Here is a 19,220-nt window from a genome sequence, read left to right as displayed (position 1 = left end):
AAAATGAACATTTTGATTTTGACCAATGGAGAATATGGAGATTATACATTTTGTCAGAAGCAAAAACATTATGATTATATATTATGTGCTGATAATGGCATGAAGCATGCTAAGAAATTAGGTATATGTCCAGATGAAATATTGGGTGACTTTGATAGCTGTAATGAAAATGACCTAGAATTTTTTAAAAGACAAAATGTAAAAATTACAAAGGCACCTTGTGAAAAAGATGAAACAGATACTGAATTAGCATTAGATACGGCTATAAGTTTAGGTGCTGTGCAAATTGACTTATGGGGTGGCATAGGTAGTAGAATGGACCATTCGCTTGCTAATATTCATCTAATGTATAAAGCTTTACAAAAAGGTGTAGAAGTTACACTATATAGTGATAGGCATATTATTCGTTTATTGGATAAAGAACTAGAACTTGTAGGGGGAAAAGGGGATTTAGTTAGTTTAATTCCCTTTACACCTGTTGTAAAAGGGGTAAAGACTACATCTCTTGCATATGGTTTAGAAGATGGTGAATTCCATATAGGTAAGCCTTATGGTGTAAGTAACTATATGTTAGAAGAAACAGCTAAGGTCAAAATAGAAGAAGGCGTTTTAATTGTCATTCAAGCAAGAGATTAAAATGATAAAATAGTATAAGCTTCTCTAGAATAGAATAAGCCTAGTGCAACATAAAAATAAAGTGTGCAAAATAATGCACACTTTATTTTTTGTTGGAATAATATGGATATATAAGAATGAAGATGACACACAAGAAAGCAGGGTTGAATGATGAAAAAACATGTATTAGGTCTTGTCTGCTTTTGTGTAGGATGTGGCATGTTACTAGTTATTGTAATACCTGCACTTGGGTGGATTCTGACAACAGCTGCGATTTTAATTTTAATAGGATATATATTAACCTGTGGCTAAGGGGAGGTGCCTTATGAAGATTTATGTAATTAAATTACCAAAGTGGTTAGGAAAGATAGTAGGCAAAGTTTATAAAGGTGGTAAAGCATAAAAAAAGGGGCGTATCCCAAGGATACACCCTTTTTTTATGGAAATAAAAATTCCATAATTCATTCAAACAATGAACTATGGAATCTATTAAACTTTGATACTACGCACGAGCAACTAAGTTTGAACGTAAACAACGTGTACATACGTTAGCAGTTCTAACAACACCATTAGCGTTGATTTTAACTTTTTTCACGTTCGCTTTCCACATTTTATTTGATCTTCTATGAGAGTGACTTACTTTGATACCAAAGTGTACGTCTTTTGAACAAATTTCACATTTTGCCACTGTAAACACCTCCTTAAAATAATATCCGTGACATAACAACTGATATTCTAACAGATAATAAGTTATATTTCAAGTGTGTTGTCCTATTTATTTGTCTAAAAAATAAAATAGTTGGAAAAGCTAACCTGTAAATACTTTATTTATAAAGTAAACAATGTTATAATATGAAGCAAAAGCATGATAAACATTAAAATTAAGGTATAAACAAGAAAATAAATAAGGAGGTATAAGAATGGGCGGAAAATTTTCAAATGAATACGGTACTATTACAATGAGTGAAGAGGTTATTGCACAAATCAGTGGTATAACAGCTACAGAATGTTATGGTATTGTAGGTATGGCAGCAAGAAATGTTAAAGATGGTATTGTGCAACTCCTAAAAGGTGAAAGTCTTACTAAAGGTATTGCTGTACAAGTATGCGAAGATGATGGTGTTAACATCGAGTTCCATATTATTGTTGAATATGGTACAAAAATTTCTGCAGTTACAGAAAACCTTATGAGCACTGTTAAATATAAAGTTAAAGATATGTTAGGTTTAGAAGTAAGACAAATTAAAGTTTATGTCGAAGGCGTACGCGTAGACAACTAATCATAGAGGTAATTTTGAGGAGGCACATAAAAGTGAAATTAGAAGTGATAGATGCAAAGCTTCTACAAAGTATGTTTGTAGCAGGAGCTAAGCTTTTAGATGAAAAGAAAAATATGGTGAATGAATTAAATGTTTTCCCTGTTCCAGATGGAGATACAGGAACAAATATGTCACTCACAATGCTTGCAGCAGCAAAAGAAGTAGAAAAGGTTGATCCAACTAATGTTATGGAAGTTGGTAATGCAGCAGCATCAGGCTCATTAAGAGGTGCAAGAGGTAACTCGGGGGTTATCTTATCTCAGCTTATTCGTGGCTTTGCAAAAGCGTTAACAAATGAACCTATTGATACCTTAACTTTAGCAAATGCTTTCCAAGCAGGCGTAGATACAGCCTATAAAGCTGTTATGAAACCAAAAGAAGGAACCATTCTTACAGTAGCAAGAGAAGTGGCTACAAAAGCAATGCAACTTAGCATGGAAGTTACAGATATGGAAGAGTTTGCAAAGCGCGTATTAGAACATGGTTATGAAGTACTTCATCAAACCCCAGACATGCTTCCTGTATTAAAAGAAGCAGGTGTAGTAGATGCAGGTGGACAAGGTCTTCTTTGCATTTTAGAAGGTGCAGCAATGGTAATCACTGGTGATATTCAAATTAACATCAAAAAGCCAGTTTCAAAGCCAAATACAGCAGCATTCCAAGCACTTAAAAACTTTAATACAGAAGATATTACTTTTGGTTACTGTACAGAGTTTATTGTTAATCGTGATCCCAAAGCAAATTATAATGAAACTGCAGTAAGAGAGTATCTAGAAACAATTGGTGATAGCCTTGTAGCTGTATCAGATGAAACTTTCATTAAAATTCATGTTCATACAGATAATCCAGGTCTTGCGCTTCAAAAAGGTCTTGAATTTGGCTCATTAACAAGCATAAAAATTGAAAATATGCGTGAACAACATACTTCTATTCTAGCTGATGGCGAACAAGTAGAAGATAAAGGACCACGTAAGCCTTTAGCTTTTGTTTCTATCGTGGCAGGTGAAGGCTTAGTAGAAATTATGAAGAGTTTAGGTGTAGATGAAGTGATTGAAGGTGGCCAAACAATGAATCCAAGTACTGAGGATATTAGTGAAGCTATTGAACGTGCCCATGCGGAAGAAGTTATTATCTTACCTAATAACAAAAATATTATATTAGCTGCAGAACAAGCTGCTAATATTGAAACAGAATGTCATGTACATGTTATTCCTTCAAAAACAATCCCACAAGGTATTACTGCGATGGTTAACCACGATGAGAGTGGAGATATCAAAAAAGTTGTTGAAGCTATGAATGAAGCAATTTCAACAGTAGAAACAGCACAAATTACTATTGCAGTAAGAGATACAACAATTGATGGGCAAGAAATTAAAGAAGGTGAATACTTAGGTATTTTAGAAGGTAATATTGTTGTGCACAATAGTGACTTAAAGGCAACATTTACTGAACTTCTTGCAAAAATGAATGAAGAAGCAGAAATTATCACTATTTACTATGGTGAAGAAATTAGTGAAGAACAAGCTGAAGATTATGTCGCTATTGCAGAAGGTGGTTTCCCAGAAGCAGATGTGGAAGTACATTCAGGTGGTCAACCAGTTTATTACTTCATGATTTCAGCAGAATAACATGAAATAAAATAAAAGGGCTATCACAAAAGAAACTGTAGGTTTTGTGATGGCCTTCTCTTTTTATGGGTTTAAGGACATTTTATAAGTAAAGGGGTGAAAATATGTTTCTTACAGATTCCATTATGGAATTAAAAGGTGTAGGCGAACAAACTATAAAAAAGTTTAATAAAATTGGTATAGAAACCATTGAAGATTTAGTTGAACATTATCCTAGAGAATACGAGGATAGAAGGCAAATTGCAAAAATATCAGAGACAGTAATGGATGAAGATAATAATATTGTAGCCACTGTAACCTCAAAACCTGAGATTATGAAAAAGGGATATAAAATTATAGTTAAGTTTAGAGTGAAAGATGAGACTGGAAGTATCTATATTGTATTTTATGGACAACCTTATATGAAAAATAATTTTGTAGTAGGAGATACTTATAATTTTTATGGGAAAATAAGAAGGCAATATGGGCGTATAGAAATGGAAAGTCCAGAATATGAGAAGCTAGAACAGGGTACTTCTCAAAAAACAGCTAAGATTATACCTATTTATCCAACAACACAAAAACTTTCACAAAAGGTTATAAGACAGTTGATTGAGCAAGCGTTGAGTTTAGCCCTGCCTGAGATAGAAGATCCACTTCCAGAAGATTTTAGAACTAAATATGATCTAAAAAGCAAAAATTTTGCGCTTACTAATATTCACTTTCCAAGTCAAGATGAAGCTTTCTTTGAAGCTAGAAAGCGTCTTGTGTTTGAAGAACTCTTCTTCTTGCAACTGAGTCTCTTTGTTTTGAAATCAGATTTTTTAGCGAGAACTAAGGGGCGTAGCAAAAAGCTTCCTGAAAGTTTTAAAGACTTTTTAGCAGGTTTACCCTTTGAATTTACAGGGGCTCAAAAACGTGTTATGAATGAGATTGCCAAAGATCTTAAAAGTGAGTACGCTGGGAATCGCCTTGTACAAGGAGATGTTGGTTCAGGAAAGACGGTTATCGCTGCAGCTAGTCTTTTTATTGCTATTAAAAATGGGTATCAAGGCGCTTTAATGGCACCAACAGAAGTACTTGCAAAACAGCATTTTGAATTTTTGGAACAAGTATTTAATCAGTTTGATATAAAAGTAGCTCTCCTAACAGGATCTACAACAGCTAAAGAGAAGCGGGGTATTTTAGCGGAGCTTGCAACTGGAGAAATCGATTTAGTTGTAGGAACCCATGCACTTATTGAGGATAACGTAGAAATACCAAAGCTAGGTCTTGTTATTACAGATGAGCAGCATCGTTTCGGTGTAAGACAACGTCTTAAACTCTCAGAAAAAGGAGAGACACCAGATGTTATTGTTATGACTGCAACACCAATTCCTCGAACGTTAGCACTTATTTTATACGGTGATATGGATATATCTATTATTGACGAACTGCCTCCAGGGAGACAGCCTATTAAGACGAATGCAGTGGATTCGTCTTATCATGCAAGAATCTATCAATTTATAGATAAGCATATTAGAGAAGGACGTCAATGTTATATTATTTGTCCAATGGTAGAAGAAAATGAGAAACAATCCGAGCTAAAAAGTGTAACAGAATATGCAGCGTATCTGAAAGAACAAGTATTCCCACATTTTGAAATAGGCATTTTACATGGGAAAATGAAACCAAAAGAGAAAAATAAAGTCATGGAAGCTTTTGCAAAAGGAGAAATTCATATTTTAGTTTCAACAACAGTAGTTGAGGTTGGCGTCAATGTACCCAATGCAACGGTCATGATGATAGAGAATGCAGAACGTTTTGGCCTTGCACAGCTCCATCAGTTAAGGGGACGTGTAGGGCGTGGAAAACATCAATCTTACTGTGTACTTGTAAGCGATTCTAAAAATAAAGTAACGAAGAAACGTCTTAAAATTATGGAAGAAAGTACAGATGGTTTTGTTATTGCAGATACAGATCTTAAATTACGTGGGCCTGGAGACTTCTTTGGAACCAAGCAACATGGGCTACCAGAAATGAAGATTGCAAACCTTTATACAGATGCTAAAGTTTTAAAGGTAGCACAACAGGCAGCCTCAGAACTTTTAAGACAGGATCCAGACTTAAGCCATCCTCTTCATCAAGGCTTAAAGGAGAAATTACTAGATTATACAGATGGAGAACAAATGCATAAAGCCTTATAATTCGATTAACGGATGACAAGATTCTAGAGATAAGGTATAATACGGCATGAAGTTTAATGTAAAGGAGACAGAATGTGCGCGTTATTAGTGGAAAAAACAGAGGAACAAAATTAGAAGCACCTGAAGGGGTGAATACACGTCCTACAGTAGATCGTATTAAAGAAACACTTTTTAATATGATTAGCTTTGATATACCTGGATGTAAATTTTTAGATTTATTTAGCGGTAGTGGTGCAATTGCTATTGAGGCACTTAGTCGTGGGGCAGAACGTGCAGTTTTGGTAGAACATCACTCAGATGCGTTGAAGTGTATTAAAACAAATTTAGAAAAAACAAGATTGCAAGATGATGCAATTGTGTATAATATAGATATATATACAGCATTACAAAAATTAAAGCACAAAAATGAGAAATTTGACATTATATTTATGGATCCACCTTATGCAATAGAAGGCATTGAACGTGTATTTGAATGTATCAATGAATATGCTTTACTTAATGAAGGAGGGTATATCATTTTAGAACGCGGTACAACCAAACACACGCCTCAATTTGATCATTTTACATTGATTAAAGAAAAGACATATAAAACGACAACTTTAAGTTTTTTTGAAAGGATACAGTAGCGTGAAAATAGGAGTTTATCCAGGGAGTTTTGACCCTATAACTAAAGGACACATGGATATCATTGAAAGAGCAGCTAAACTGGTAGATCTTCTGTATGTATCTGTTCTTACAAATCCTCATAAGGGTGAAGGAATGTTTAAGACTGAAGAGCGTATGGAGCTTATTGAAAAAAGTATTTCACATCTTCCAAATGTAAAAGTAGAAACGTTCTCAGGACTATTAGTAGACTATGCAAAAGCAAAAGACGCAGATGTAATTATTCGTGGCCTACGAGCAGTGACAGATTTTGAGTATGAAATGCAGATGGCACAAATTAATAAAAGTTTATTACCAAGAGTTGAAACAATATTTTTAGTAACAAATGCACAATATTCATTTTTGAGTTCGAGTTCAGTACGTGAACTGGTTAGATTTAATGGCCGTTTTCATGAACTTGTACCAGAATATGTAGCGGGGGCGCTAGAGAAAAGATTTAAAAGGGAGGAAATGTAAGTGGAATATAATAAGGAAACAGAAATTATGTCTTTACTTGATCAAATGGAGGATTTATTAGAAGAAGCTAAAAGTAGCTTTATGAGTAGTAAAGTTTCTATTGATCGTGATGATTTTTTAGAGTGTATCAAAGATATGCGTATGAAACTTCCAAATGAATTACAACAATCTGTTTGGATTGTAGATGAACGTAACAAAATTTTAGCAGAAGCTCATAATGAAGGGCAATTGATTATACAAGAGGCTCAAGAAACCCTATCAAAAATGATTGAGCAACATGAAATTACAAAATATGCAGAGGAACGTGCACAAATGATTTTAGAAAATGCACGTAAAGATGCAAGAGATATTCGTATTGGTTCCATTGAATATGCTAATGAAACGGTAAAAGTAGCAGAACAACAGCTTAAAGCAACATTAGATTCTATTCATAGAGAAACTCAAAAATTTGAAAACTATATTACAAGTGAATTACGTATTCTTTATGATCATAGACAAGAATTAAAAGATATGATTCATCCTGCTCCAATGCAAATTCAAGAAGTGAGAGAACAAGAATAGATAATATTCTTAATTTAAGGTGTGTTTTAAGAGTAAGATATAAAAAAGATGAGCCACATTATTTATATAATGGGACTCATCTTTTTTATATCTTACTGTGGAATGATCTTTAGGAGAAAGTATGTTAACTGCGTTCAAGTACTTTCATAGAGGATGCTAAACTTCTAAAGAAATAACAAATACAAAGAAGTGCCATACCAAGCAAAATAGACCAGATTACATTAAAATTATAAGGTATACTATTAAAGAAATAATTCCAAATAGGGAAGAGTACAAAGGTTAGAATAAAAGCGAGAAGTGCCTGTAGAAGCTTTGAGAGTATGTAGGGTTTAATAGAAAGCCCTGATCCCTGAAGAACATATTGGGTTTGAAAAAGTACACAAATACCACCAAATGCAACAAGAGCTGAAAGGCAGGCGAATAAGGGTACACCTTTTGGAAGTAGGCTTGTAAGCGCAGCACTTCCACTTGAGAATTCAAATAAACTTAAACAAAAGGTATGTATAAGTGTACCGTCAATATGTATGAGCTGACCTAATATTTGCGTGAACTTGTTATAAAATGCAGAGTGACCAAGTAATTTCATAAGCATTGAGAAGAAAATAATATAGCCACCTACATAAACGATCGTATCCATACCATTTTGAATACTTGCAGTAAAGGCTTGTGAAAAACTCATTTTGCTATTTGTGGGTAAGCTTTTTGATACACTGTTAGTAGAAGATACATGATAGAAACGGCTAAGTAAGAGCATAAGAAAAGCAGACAAGATGTGTACGAGAAGTAAAAAGTAGCCTAAGTTGGTTTGGCCAAGCATAAGCGTTCCAATGGTCCCAATGATAAACAAAGGGCCACAGTTAGAACAAAAACACAATGCTTTCTGAGCTTCTTCAAAGGTTATTTCACCTGATTCTAATAAGTTTTTGATTAGTTTTGCACCCATTGGATAACCACTAATAAGACCTAATACAAAGGCTAAGAAAGCACTTCCAGATAGATGAAAAAGTTTAGTAGTAACAGGTGTAATCACTTTGCTAAATTTGAAAACTATTCCTAAGAAGCAGAGTAAGTTAATAAGAATAATAAAAGGTAATAATGAAGGCAAAACTTTTTGGAACCAGAGTAACAGACCTGAAGTGGCTCCTTCAATGCAGATGCCTGGTTCAAGTAACATAATGAGCATAAGGAAAATAATAAAACAGGCAGTAAAAGCTTTTCGCATAGTATGCATCTCCTTTTGAGGATTCATGCCATTAATGGCTTTATCTATTGTATGACAAGCCTATATAAAAAATAACAGTTTTAGGACAAGTGGAAATTAAAAATAAAAAAGGTATGTTGCATAAAGTTTTTATGCAACATACCTTTTTTAACGTCTAATGGGATGATATTTATAATCTTTTTCTAAGAGTATAGCATCTTGGCTAAGTAAAGCATAGAGTTTACTTGCTTGAAGCTCATAGTTAAAGAGTTTTTGGCCTAAGTCATCAAGATTATTTTCATCTTTACTTACATTAATAAGTAGGGGAACTTCTGATTTTTGACTTAGGAGAGAAAGTAAGGCCGTAGAAGTTTTATTACAACCTAAGACATGAATATATGGAATCCAATTAAGTTTTTCTAAAGCTAACAAATCATCAGTTTGAACGCTGAGCAAAATACGGATAATAGCACGTTGAACCGTAGCACGCGTATAGGTTTTTGAGGTAACCTGATTGACAATCTCTGAGAGTGGCTGAAGTGTCTTGCTAGCATGGTATAGAGAGCGACATAAGTTAGAAGGAATATCCCATACCGCATATAAACTTTCAAGGTTGGACATAATCATCTTATAATGAAAGAGCTCTGAATAATCATCAAGATTAATCGATTTAGGTGTATATTGATTAAGAAGATGATATGCAGGCTCTGGCATACTTCCTTTAGCTTTATGTCCTTCTCCAAGTGCGAGATTCTGTCGGATTGCTGTAGCTGAAGCAATGGGTCCCTCAATGGTCGTATCGTGATAACCGGCTATATGACGCTGAATAGGAAAAGGCTGAATAGGAGAGTTTAAATGTTTTAAAGCCTTTAAATATTCAATACTTAAAATATTATTAGGACTTGAAAGAATGGTTTCTAGTGTATCTACGGTATCCTTAGTATAAGTGGATAAGTATTCTTTTATACTTAAAAGACGAGCGCGGGGATAGCTTTCACCTTGAGACAAATAATTTTTTATTTGAGCAGACACGAAAGGAGGCTCCTCAAGTAATAAAGAAGCAAGGTCTTGCATAAGTGCAAGATCCGGTGTTTCACTTCCGAAACAGAGTATATCTACAATTCCAGATTTGTGTAAGAGGCTAACAGCGGCTTGAGAAAAACGTTCAGCACTTGCAGTAGCATAGACAACTGGAAGCTCTAGGACCAAGTCAACACCACAGGCTAAAGCCATTTCACTACGAGAAAATTTATCAAGTACACAAGGAAGGCCTCTTTGAGAAAAATGACCACTCATCACTACGACGATTGCACATCCTGGATACTTCTTGCGTATTTGTTGAATTTGATAGAAATGTCCGTTATGAAACGGGTTATATTCTACAACTATACCAATAATATGCATACAGACCTCCAAAAGTATAAAGTAAGTGGTTTCTATTTTATCTTAAAGTATAGTCAGATTAAAGACTAAACTTACAAGAAAGACGAATTTTTTCAAATTCACTCTTGTATACACGAGATACATTTTATATAATATGAAAAGAGGAATTGATAAAAGGAAAAATTTGAAAGGGGTTTTATTATGTCTTTTTTAGATTCAATTAAAGCACGTGCAAAAAGTGACAAGAAAACAATTGTTTTACCAGAAACAGGAGATATGCGTACGCTTAATGCTGCACATGCTATCTTAAAGGAAGAAATTGCAGATCTTATTCTTATTGGTAACAGAGAAGAGATTTTAAATAAAGCAGATAGCTTAAATTTAGAAAAAGCTCAAATTGTAGATCCTCAAGCATTTGAAGAAATGAATACTTATATTGAGAAACTTGTAGAACTTCGTGGTGCTAAAGGTATGACAACTGAAAAAGCAACTGAACTTCTTCAAAAAGATTCTTTATTCTTAGGTGTAATGATGGTAAAAATGGGCAAAGCTGATGGTATGGTTGCTGGTGCAGTCAACTCAACAGCTAATGTTCTTAGACCATCTCTTCAAATCTTAAAAACAGCTAAAGGTACAAAACTTGTATCTTCATTCTTCTTAATGGACGTACCAAATTGTGACTTAGGTTCAAATGGTATTTTCGTATTTTCTGACTGTGGACTTAACCAAAATCCAAATTCAGAAGAACTTGCAGCAATTGCTGATAGTTCAGCAAAAAGCTTTAAACAATTAGTAGGGGAAGAACCTATTGTAGCAATGCTTTCTCACTCTACATACGGTAGTGCAAAACACGCTGATGTAGATAAAGTTGTAGAAGCTACACGTATTGCAAAAGCTGAATATCCAGAACTTACTGTTGATGGCGAGCTTCAATTAGATGCTGCAATCGTACCAGAAGTTGGGGCTGCAAAAGCACCAGAAAGTAAAGTAGCAGGTAAAGCAAATGTACTTGTTTTCCCTGACTTAGATGCAGGTAATATCGGTTACAAACTTGTACAACGTCTTGCAAAAGCGCAAGCTTATGGTCCTATTACACAAGGTATTGCTAAACCTGTAAATGACTTATCAAGAGGTTGTAGCGCAGATGACATCGTTGGTGTTGTAGCAGTTACAGCAGTACAAGCTCAAAATAACTAGTAACAAATTATTATAATTTATTTTTAAGGAGAGAGTTCAATGAACGTTTTAGTAGTAAACTGTGGTAGTTCATCACTTAAGTATCAAGTATTAAACATGGAAAACGAAAGCGTATTAGCTATCGGTATCTGTGAAAGAATAGGTATTGATGGTTCTTTCATCAAACACACAACAGAAGGTCAAGAAACAGTGAAAATTCCATGTGAATTCCATACTCACAAAGAAGCACTAGAAAAAATGATCGAGATGATTACAACAGGTACAACTGCATGTGTATCTTCAATTGATGAAATTGATGCAGTAGGTCACCGTATCGTACATGGTGGAGAAAAATTCACTGACTCTGTAGTAATCACAGATGAAGTTATCAAAGCAATCGAAGATTGTTGTGATCTTGCACCACTTCATAATCCAGCAAACTTAACAGGTATTCGTGCATGTGAAGAACTTATGCCAGGTGTACCTATGGTAGCTGTATTTGATACTGCTTTCCACCAAACAATGCCAAAAGAAGCTTTTATGTATGCTATTCCACAAGAATACTACAAAAAACATGGTGTTCGTAAATATGGTTTCCATGGTACATCACATAAATATGTATCACAAAAAGCTGCTGAAATGATTGGTAAATCAGTTGAAGAAGCTAAAATCATTGTATGTCATTTAGGTAACGGTGCAAGTGTATGTGCTGTTAAAAATGGTGAATCTGTGGAAACATCAATGGGCTTCACACCACTTGCAGGTCTTGTAATGGGTACACGTTCAGGAGATATCGATCCTGCTATTATTCCATTTTTAATGGAAAAAGAAGGCATGAGCGCTAAAGAAGTAGATGCTATGCTTAACAAAAAATCAGGTGTACTTGCATTATCTGAAATGGGTAGTGACTTTAGAGAAATCGAAGATGGTGTTGTAGCTGGTGATGAAGCATCTCGTTTCACAATGGATGCATTCCAACATCGTTTAGTATCATACATTGGTGCATATGCAGCACTTATGAATGGTGTAGATGCAATCTGTTTCGCAGGTGGCCTTGGTGAAAACAATGCAATCATGAGAGAAGAAGTTGCAAATATGCTTACATGGTTAGGCGTTGAAATCGATGTTGAAAAAAATAAATGTCGTGGTGTAGAAAGAGATCTATCAGCAGAAAATGCAAAAGTTCGTATGTTATTAGTACCAACAAATGAAGAACTTATGATTGCAAGAGACGCTAAAAGATTACTTCACAAATAATCCATTGACAAAATATCCTAGGATATGTATAATTACAGAAGTGTTACCTAGTGGAGTGAAAACGAATGATAATAAATATCCAGACACTTACAAAACAAGACATACTAGAATTTGATAAAGAAATACAAATTTCTTTACCAAATCTAAGATTGTTAAGCAAGGTGACAGATTACACTGCAAGAGTATATGGGACAGTCGAAAAAAGCGGTGAGCTTTACACTGTAAAAGGTGAAGTCGACATCACACTTAAGCTTGTATGTGATCGTTGCATGCGTACGTTTGATTATCCTCTGCATGCCATACTTGATGACCAATTTTCTACAAGCGAGGAATTGCTTATAGGGGATGAGGATATTAAACGTGTGACAAAATCTAGTGTTGATTTGTCAGATACCATTTTAGAGAGTATTGCTATGGCCATGCCAATGAAATCCCTCTGCAAAGAGGATTGCAAAGGAATGTGCCTAGAATGTGGTGCCAACTTGAATGAAGTCACATGTAAATGTGATAAAGCTGACATCGATCCAAGACTAGAGGCGCTAAAAGATATTTTTTGTCTTAATAGCAAAGAATAGCAACTGAGGAGGTGTTAACATGGCAGTACCAAAAAGAAAGACTAGTAAAGCAAGAAGAAACCAACGTAAAGCAAATTGGAAACTTTCTCCACTTAACTTAGTAAAATGTTCTAAATGTGGTGAACTTATGATGCCACACCGTGTTTGTAAAGCATGTGGTTCTTACGCAAATCGCGTTGTAGTTAAAGTAGATTAATTTTCGGCAAGAAGGCAGCTATATGCTGTCTTTTTGCATATTTAGTTAAATTGTAGTAAATGATAAAGGGTGATGAAAATGCCAAAGATAGCAGTAGATGTTATGGGTGGAGATTATGCACCCGACGAAGTACTTCAAGGATGTATTTTAGCTTCTAAAGAAATCAAAAGCACACTTGTACTTGTAGGTAATGAAACTGTAATTCGCCAAAAGCTCAAGGACACTACATATGATTCAAGTAAAATTGAAATTGTGGATGCCCAAGACTGTATTACAATGGAAGACCATCCTGTTAGCGCAATTCGTTCAAAAAAAGAGTCATCCATGGTTGTTGGATTAAATCTTGTTAAAGATAAAAAGGTAGATGGCCTTGTATCTGCCGGAAACTCTGGTGCATTACTTGCCGGAGGAACTTTAATAGTGGGAAGAATTAAAGGTGTAGAACGCCCTGCATTAGCCCCTATTATTCCAACTAAAACAGGCAATACATTACTTATTGACTGTGGTGCGAATATGGACGCAAAACCTTCTTATCTTACTCAGTTTGCACGTATGGGAACTGTTTATATGGAAGAGTGTATGGGTGTTAAAAACCCTAAAGTAGGTCTCATTAACGTGGGTACAGAAGAAGAAAAAGGTAATAGTTTAACAAAAGAAGCTTTCAAACTCCTTAAAGAAGATGACAAGGTTAACTTCATTGGAAATATTGAAGCAAGAGAAATACCAGCTGGACATGCTGATGTTTTAGTCTGTGATGCTTTTGTAGGAAATGTAGTGCTCAAATTTATGGAAGGATTCGGCATGTGGGTATTTTCTATGCTTAAGGACGAATTCAAACGTAATTTCATCACAAAGCTTGCTGCGGCACTTATGATGAAGGGAATTAAAAATATTAAGCAGAAGTTTGATTATGCCTCAAAAGGTGGCGCACCACTTTTAGGCGTGAATGGACTTGTGGTTAAAACTCATGGTAATTCTAAAAGAGAACAGATTTATGCTACAATCTTACAAACTGAACAGTTCATTGAAGATCAATTAGTTGAGAAAATAGCTTCTAAATTTAGTTAAAAATAATATTGACTACAAAACATGTATATAATATTATCAAAGTATAAATTTTCATAAGAGGTGTTAGTATGGTATTTGAGAAAGTCAGAGAAATTATTAGTGAACAGCTTAATATTTCAGAAGGAGATGTAACATTAGAAACATCTTTTACGGATGACCTCAATGCAGATTCTCTGGATATTTTTCAAATTATAATGGCTTTAGAAGAAGAATTTGATTTAGAAATCTCCAACGAAGATGCAGAAAATATTGCAACAGTAGGGGATGTTGTAGAATTCATTAAACAAGCAAATGGATTAGATTAATAAATAGCCTCGCTTAGCGGGGCTTTTCGCATATCTTAAATAGAATGTTGAATAGGTAAATCTATTAATTATTCAACAATCTATTTAAAGTGTGCTATTCACTTAAATTAGGAGCGATTAATATGCACAAAAAATTAGGAACTATAATGAGTCAAAAAAAGCTTATAGAGTTAGAATCTCGTATAGGTTATAAGTTTAATGACTTGGAACATTTAAGAAATGCAGTGACACATAGGTCATTTGCCAATGAACATCGTAATTTACAAATTAAAGATAATGAACGTCTGGAGTTTTTAGGCGATGCTATTTTAGATTTAATTATTAGTAAGTATTTATTTGATAAATATCCAAGTATGCCAGAAGGCGATTTATCCAAGATTAGAGCAAGTATTGTTTGTGAAGGCTCATTAGCTAAGACAGCACGTCTTATGGAGCTAGGAAGCTATATTCTTCTCGGTAAAGGGGAAGAGATGACCGGAGGACGTACACGTAATTCTATCTTGGCGGATGCATTTGAAGCGGTAACCGGTTCAATTTTTGTAGATGGACAGTTTGAAGATGTTGTTGCCTTTTTAACAGCTACGCTTATAAAAAATGTGGATCATCTTTCAGTAGATGCACTTTATACAGATTTTAAAACCATCTTACAAGAGAATATTCAAAGAGAAAGCCTTCAACCACTACATTATGAAGTAGTTGATGAAAAAGGCCCAGATCATGATAAAGATTTCTATGTTGCCGTTTACCATGGTGAAACATGTCTAGGTAAAGGGGTAGGAAAAAGTAAAAAAGAAGCCGAACAGCGTGCAGCTCAAACAGCCTTAAAAGCTTTAGAAAAATAATGATGAGGTGATATATGTATCTAGCGAAAATAGAGATACATGGATTTAAATCTTTCGGTGATGCGGTTAAGCTAAGTATCCCACAAGGGATAACAGCCGTTATTGGTCCAAATGGAAGTGGAAAAAGTAACGTAGCAGATGCCATTAGATGGGTTCTAGGAGAGCAAAGTGCAAAGACATTGCGTGGGACTAAAATGGAAGATATTATTTTTGCAGGGACTGAAAAGCGGAAATCTTTAGGTTATGCAGAAGTAGCCATGTATATTAAAAATGATGATCATGTTCTTCCTATTGAATATGAAGAAGTTGTGATTAAAAGACGTGTATATAGATCAGGAGAGAGTGAATATTTTATTAATGGGTCACATTGTAGGCTTAAAGATATTCAAGAACTCTTTATGGATACAGGGATTGGGAAAGAAGGATACTCAATCATTGGACAAGGTCAGATTGATAAGATTCTAAGCTCAAAACCAGAAGATAGACGTAGCTTATTCGAAGAAGCTGCAGGTATTTATAAATATAAAGTGAGAAGGCTAGAAGCAGAGAAAAAGCTTGAAAAAGAACGTGAAAATTTACTCCGTATACATGATATTATGAGTGAAATTGAATCGCGTTTAGAACCATTAGAAAAAGAAGCAGAAAAGACAAGGTCTTACTGGAAATTAAAAGATGAGCTTAAAGAAGTTGACATTAATCTTTATATTGAAGAAGTTGAGCGTATTAAACAAGATACTGCGAAGCTAGGTGAAACGCTAGACAATATAGAACGTGAGTTGAAGGATACTAACGCACAAAAAGATACGATACTTATTAGACAAACTGAATGTAAAGAAAAACGTCAAGAGCTTTTTAGTGAACTTGAAAAGTTACTTAATCATATTAGCCAGTTAGAAAAAGACCAACAGCGTCAGCAAGCGAGCATTCAAATTAGTGAAGAACGTATTAGTAGTATTCATCAATTGATTGATCAGATTGATAAAGATACAAAGAAACAACAAGACTATAAAGAAACGATGCAAAATGAGCATCAAGTGCTTAAAGTTAAAGGAACAGCTCTAGAATTAGAGGAAGCAACAAAAAGAGAACGCTTAATTAAAAAAGAGGCAGCCTTTGAAACAGAACAAATGAGCTTGGAACAAAAAGAAAAGAATCTTGAAAGCTCTAAGGCCGAGGTATTTGATAAAATACATCAAATAGACCTTTTAAAGTCAGAAATTGATAAGCAAAGTTCCATTGAAGAACAGATGGATTACCGTTATAGTCAATTGACTGAAGCTATTCAAACCTTAAATAGTGATATTACGCATCAAGAAGTAAGTTTGCAAGTGGGGCGTAAAAAAGAAAAGGAAACAAAAGAAAAGCTAGAGCAAGCACAAACAGCTTTTAATACACTTGAAGAGCAAAGAAAGACTCTTCAAGATACCCTTACAGAGCTTGAGCGTAGCTGGCATTCTAATGCTCAGAAAAAGGATCAAGCAAAGCGCCAAATTGCTTGGTTAGAACAAGTTAAAAATGACTTTGAGGGCTATTATCAAAGTGTTAAGCAAGTTCTGACTATTAAAAAGCAAGAGCCGGGCAAGTGGCAAGGAATACTAGGTATTACAGCAGATGTCATTCAAGTGCCAAAAGACTATGAAATTGCTATTGTAACCGCTTTAGGTGGTGCAATGCAAAATATTGTTACGCAAACAGAGCAAGATGCTAAAGCGATGATTCAACTTATGAAACAACGTAATATTAGCAAGGTAACTTTCTTACCCTTAGATACTATTCAGGCCTTTGGAGCCGTTCAGGACATAGCGGCACTACGTAAGGAGACAGGATTCCTAGGGCTTGGGAGTGAACTTGTTACCTTTGATAGCATATATAGTCCTGTTGTAGCCAATTTACTTGGACGTATTTTGATTGTAGATGATATGAATCATGCCTCACAAATTGCACGCAAGTATAAATACCGCTATAAAATTGTAACTTTGGATGGAGAAGTGTTCCATGCAGGGGGATCATTAAGTGGTGGTGCAAGTAAAAATAATAAGAATAATATTTTCTCTCGTACAAGAGAACTCAAGGAACTTCAGGCTTTACATGTACAGTTAGAAGAAGAAACTGTAGCATTGAGCCAGGCGATTAAAGACCATGAAGCAGAAAAAGAAACGCTGAGAGTAGAATGGGAAACACTATACAAGCAGTGTGAAAGCTTAAAAGAAACTGAAAAAACAATTATCTTAGAAATAGATAAAGGTGAAAATAGTCTCAAGCTTACGAAACAATCTCAACTTCAATTGGTAGAAGAAAAACTCTCCATAGAAGAAGCAAAAGAAGTTGTAGCAAAAGGCAAGGATGAAGTCTATGACAAGATCAAAGCATTAGAAGAAACTATTGTTATGGATCAAGAAAGTCTTAAAGCATTAGAGGCAGAGTTAGAAAGCCTTAAATCTAGGCGAGAGGCACTAAGAAATGAATTANAGATGAGTATAAGAGGCAGTCGTAAACATATTGAAGAACAGATAAAAAATATTGAACATAACTTATCAAATTCGGATGAGCAACATTTAAATATTATAGAACGTAAAGATTCTTTACTTGAGGATGAGAAGAAAATTCGACTTACGATTGAAGATACCCATGAAACTATTAAAAAGTTAGGTGAGGAGATTGAAAACTCCAAACAAAGTAAAGTGGACTTAGAAAAAGGGCGTGTTCAATTAGAAGAAACGTTATCAAATTATGAAAAAGAAATTGAACGTATATTAGAACGTGTTGCGAAGTTAAAAGAAGAACATTATAGGTTAACGACTAGAAAAGAAATGGTAGAGCTAGAAGAGAAGAAACAAAGCGATAATATGTGGGAGCAGTATGAACTGACTTATTCTGCATGTTTACCATTTAAGAAAGATATGGGGCCTATTGTAGAAATGAAAAAATTAGCTGATAGATTACGTGCACAAATAAAAGTGATTGGTCATGTTAATGTAAATGCAGTAGTAGAGTTTGATGAGACTAAAACACGTTTTGAATTTTTATCTACTCAGCGACAAGATATTGAAAAAGCTGAAGCAACATTAATGGAGCTTATTGATCAGCTTACAGCGCAAATGCATGAAATCTTTAGAGAGCAGTTTACAGTTATTGCAGAAAATTTCAGTTATGTCTTTAAAGAGCTCTTTGGCGGTGGGATGGCATTCTTACAATTAGTGGATGAAGAGAACATTCTTGAATCAGGGATTGAGATTATTGCTAAGCCACCAGGTAAGAAGCTACAAAATATGACCCTTCTATCAGGGGGAGAGAGAACGCTAACAGCTATTGCATTGCTCTTTGGTATTCTTAAGCTTAAACCATCACCATTCTGCGTACTGGATGAGATTGAAGCGGCACTAGATGATGCCAACGTATTACGTTTTGCAGAGTATCTAGGAAATCTTTCAAAAGACACTCAGTTCATTGTTATTACACATAGAAAAGGTACAATGGAACGTGCAGATACACTTTATGGTGTGACTATGCAAGAGAGAGGTGTTTCCACTGTCCTTTCAATTAAACTTGAAGAGGCAACAAAATATTTAGATAAAAAGACAAGTTAAGGAGGACCATACGTGTCATTTTTTAAGAAATTATTCAAAAGAAAAGAAGAGACTAAGCCAGTTGAAGGAGCTCATATAGACGAAAGTCAAAATCTAGAGTCAGAAGCTAGAGAAGCTGAGGAAGCAAGATTAGCAGAAGAAGCTAGAGAAGCTGAGGAAGCAAGATTAGCAGAAGAAGCTAGAGAAGCTGAGGAAGCAAGATTAGCAGAAGAAGCTAAAGAAG

General features: G+C 34.9%; 19 protein-coding genes. 16 read left to right on the top strand and 3 right to left on the bottom strand.

Annotated features, from left to right (window positions below):
• The first annotated feature begins 3 nt into the window (after positions 1-3).
• A complete protein-coding gene (locus BN2390_RS08880; RefSeq protein WP_053983997.1) occupies positions 4-636 on the top strand; it encodes a thiamine diphosphokinase in 633 nt (210 codons plus the stop codon).
• A gap of 147 nt (positions 637-783) precedes the next feature.
• Positions 784-927: a hypothetical protein gene (locus BN2390_RS21690; RefSeq protein ID WP_154668811.1), complete on the top strand. Its 144-nt coding sequence runs from the start codon at positions 784-786 to the stop codon at positions 925-927.
• A gap of 190 nt (positions 928-1,117) precedes the next feature.
• Here BN2390_RS21690 and rpmB read toward each other — a convergent pair whose 3' ends face one another.
• On the bottom strand, positions 1,118-1,303 hold the full coding sequence (rpmB, locus tag BN2390_RS08875; RefSeq protein WP_053983996.1) for a 50S ribosomal protein L28: 186 nt from the start codon (positions 1,301-1,303) through the stop codon (positions 1,118-1,120).
• Positions 1,304-1,535: 232 nt separating this feature from the next.
• On the opposite strand from rpmB, the gene BN2390_RS08870 reads away from it, so the two are divergent.
• From BN2390_RS08870 to BN2390_RS08845, 6 genes are all read left to right on the top strand, one after another.
• A complete protein-coding gene (locus BN2390_RS08870; RefSeq protein WP_053983995.1) occupies positions 1,536-1,895 on the top strand; it encodes an Asp23/Gls24 family envelope stress response protein in 360 nt (119 codons plus the stop codon).
• A gap of 32 nt (positions 1,896-1,927) precedes the next feature.
• A complete protein-coding gene (locus tag BN2390_RS08865) occupies positions 1,928-3,562 on the top strand; it encodes a DAK2 domain-containing protein (RefSeq protein ID WP_053983994.1) in 1,635 nt (544 codons plus the stop codon).
• A gap of 104 nt (positions 3,563-3,666) precedes the next feature.
• Entirely contained in the window at positions 3,667-5,727 is a 2,061-nt protein-coding gene (gene recG / locus BN2390_RS08860) for an ATP-dependent DNA helicase RecG (protein WP_053983993.1), read from the top strand.
• Positions 5,728-5,801: 74 nt separating this feature from the next.
• The gene (rsmD, locus tag BN2390_RS08855) at positions 5,802-6,353 is read left to right on the top strand and encodes a 16S rRNA (guanine(966)-N(2))-methyltransferase RsmD (protein WP_053983992.1); all 552 of its coding nucleotides are present in this window, start codon (positions 5,802-5,804) and stop codon (positions 6,351-6,353) included.
• 1 nt (position 6,354) lies between these two features.
• Positions 6,355-6,846: a pantetheine-phosphate adenylyltransferase gene (gene coaD, locus BN2390_RS08850; RefSeq protein ID WP_053983991.1), complete on the top strand. Its 492-nt coding sequence runs from the start codon at positions 6,355-6,357 to the stop codon at positions 6,844-6,846.
• Complete coding sequence (locus tag BN2390_RS08845; protein ID WP_053983990.1) at positions 6,847-7,407, top strand: hypothetical protein; 561 nt, start codon at positions 6,847-6,849, stop codon at positions 7,405-7,407.
• A gap of 124 nt (positions 7,408-7,531) precedes the next feature.
• On the opposite strand, the gene BN2390_RS08840 is transcribed toward BN2390_RS08845, so the two are convergent.
• Together BN2390_RS08840 and BN2390_RS08835 are read right to left on the bottom strand one after the other, a co-directional pair.
• Positions 7,532-8,629 (bottom strand): hypothetical protein, encoded by a 1,098-nt coding sequence (locus BN2390_RS08840; RefSeq protein ID WP_053983989.1) that lies wholly within the window; start codon positions 8,627-8,629, stop codon positions 7,532-7,534.
• A 147-nt stretch (positions 8,630-8,776) separates the two neighbouring features.
• Complete coding sequence (locus BN2390_RS08835; protein ID WP_053983988.1) at positions 8,777-10,012, bottom strand: nucleotidyltransferase; 1,236 nt, start codon at positions 10,010-10,012, stop codon at positions 8,777-8,779.
• 180 nt (positions 10,013-10,192) lie between these two features.
• On the opposite strand from BN2390_RS08835, the gene pta reads away from it, so the two are divergent.
• The 8 genes from pta (at position 10,193) to smc (ending at position 18,997) form a co-directional block, all read left to right on the top strand.
• Complete coding sequence (gene pta, locus BN2390_RS08830) at positions 10,193-11,188, top strand: phosphate acetyltransferase (protein ID WP_053983987.1); 996 nt, start codon at positions 10,193-10,195, stop codon at positions 11,186-11,188.
• A gap of 39 nt (positions 11,189-11,227) precedes the next feature.
• Positions 11,228-12,424, top strand: a complete 1,197-nt coding sequence (locus BN2390_RS08825; RefSeq protein ID WP_053983986.1) for an acetate/propionate family kinase — start codon at positions 11,228-11,230, stop codon at positions 12,422-12,424.
• Between the two features lie 65 nt (positions 12,425-12,489).
• Positions 12,490-12,999, top strand: a complete 510-nt coding sequence (locus tag BN2390_RS08820) for a YceD family protein (protein WP_053983985.1) — start codon at positions 12,490-12,492, stop codon at positions 12,997-12,999.
• 19 nt (positions 13,000-13,018) lie between these two features.
• Entirely contained in the window at positions 13,019-13,195 is a 177-nt protein-coding gene (gene rpmF, locus BN2390_RS08815; RefSeq protein WP_053983984.1) for a 50S ribosomal protein L32, read from the top strand.
• A gap of 78 nt (positions 13,196-13,273) precedes the next feature.
• On the top strand, positions 13,274-14,263 hold the full coding sequence (gene plsX / locus BN2390_RS08810; RefSeq protein WP_053983983.1) for a phosphate acyltransferase PlsX: 990 nt from the start codon (positions 13,274-13,276) through the stop codon (positions 14,261-14,263).
• A 68-nt stretch (positions 14,264-14,331) separates the two neighbouring features.
• Complete coding sequence (gene acpP / locus BN2390_RS08805) at positions 14,332-14,568, top strand: acyl carrier protein (RefSeq protein WP_053983982.1); 237 nt, start codon at positions 14,332-14,334, stop codon at positions 14,566-14,568.
• Between the two features lie 122 nt (positions 14,569-14,690).
• On the top strand, positions 14,691-15,410 hold the full coding sequence (gene rnc, locus BN2390_RS08800) for a ribonuclease III (protein WP_053983981.1): 720 nt from the start codon (positions 14,691-14,693) through the stop codon (positions 15,408-15,410).
• A 14-nt stretch (positions 15,411-15,424) separates the two neighbouring features.
• Entirely contained in the window at positions 15,425-18,997 is a 3,573-nt protein-coding gene (gene smc, locus BN2390_RS08795; protein WP_053983980.1) for a chromosome segregation protein SMC, read from the top strand.
• Positions 18,998-19,220 lie beyond the last annotated feature (223 nt).

It is taken from the genome of Niameybacter massiliensis, assembly GCF_001282685.1.
GTDB classification, from domain to species: domain Bacteria; phylum Bacillota; class Clostridia; order Lachnospirales; family Cellulosilyticaceae; genus Holtiella; species Holtiella tumoricola.
This window is presented reverse-complemented; position numbering and strand designations above follow the sequence as displayed.

What these genes read in the sequence shown, in the direction of transcription:
- acpP (WP_053983982.1), top strand. Translation starts at nt 14,332, where the DNA reads ATGGTATTTGAGAAAGTCAGAGAAATTATTAGTGAACAGCTTAATATT.
- BN2390_RS08825 (WP_053983986.1), top strand. Translation starts at nt 11,228, where the DNA reads ATGAACGTTTTAGTAGTAAACTGTGGTAGTTCATCACTTAAGTATCAA.
- BN2390_RS08870 (WP_053983995.1), top strand. Translation starts at nt 1,536, where the DNA reads ATGGGCGGAAAATTTTCAAATGAATACGGTACTATTACAATGAGTGAA.
- plsX (WP_053983983.1), top strand. Translation starts at nt 13,274, where the DNA reads ATGCCAAAGATAGCAGTAGATGTTATGGGTGGAGATTATGCACCCGAC.
- BN2390_RS08840 (WP_053983989.1), bottom strand. Translation starts at nt 8,629, where the DNA reads ATGCGAAAAGCTTTTACTGCCTGTTTTATTATTTTCCTTATGCTCATT.
- pta (WP_053983987.1), top strand. Translation starts at nt 10,193, where the DNA reads ATGTCTTTTTTAGATTCAATTAAAGCACGTGCAAAAAGTGACAAGAAA.
- rnc (WP_053983981.1), top strand. Translation starts at nt 14,691, where the DNA reads ATGCACAAAAAATTAGGAACTATAATGAGTCAAAAAAAGCTTATAGAG.
- BN2390_RS21690 (WP_154668811.1), top strand. Translation starts at nt 784, where the DNA reads ATGATGAAAAAACATGTATTAGGTCTTGTCTGCTTTTGTGTAGGATGT.
- recG (WP_053983993.1), top strand. Translation starts at nt 3,667, where the DNA reads ATGTTTCTTACAGATTCCATTATGGAATTAAAAGGTGTAGGCGAACAA.
- BN2390_RS08835 (WP_053983988.1), bottom strand. Translation starts at nt 10,012, where the DNA reads ATGCATATTATTGGTATAGTTGTAGAATATAACCCGTTTCATAACGGA.
- rpmF (WP_053983984.1), top strand. Translation starts at nt 13,019, where the DNA reads ATGGCAGTACCAAAAAGAAAGACTAGTAAAGCAAGAAGAAACCAACGT.
- BN2390_RS08880 (WP_053983997.1), top strand. Translation starts at nt 4, where the DNA reads ATGAACATTTTGATTTTGACCAATGGAGAATATGGAGATTATACATTT.
- BN2390_RS08820 (WP_053983985.1), top strand. Translation starts at nt 12,490, where the DNA reads ATGATAATAAATATCCAGACACTTACAAAACAAGACATACTAGAATTT.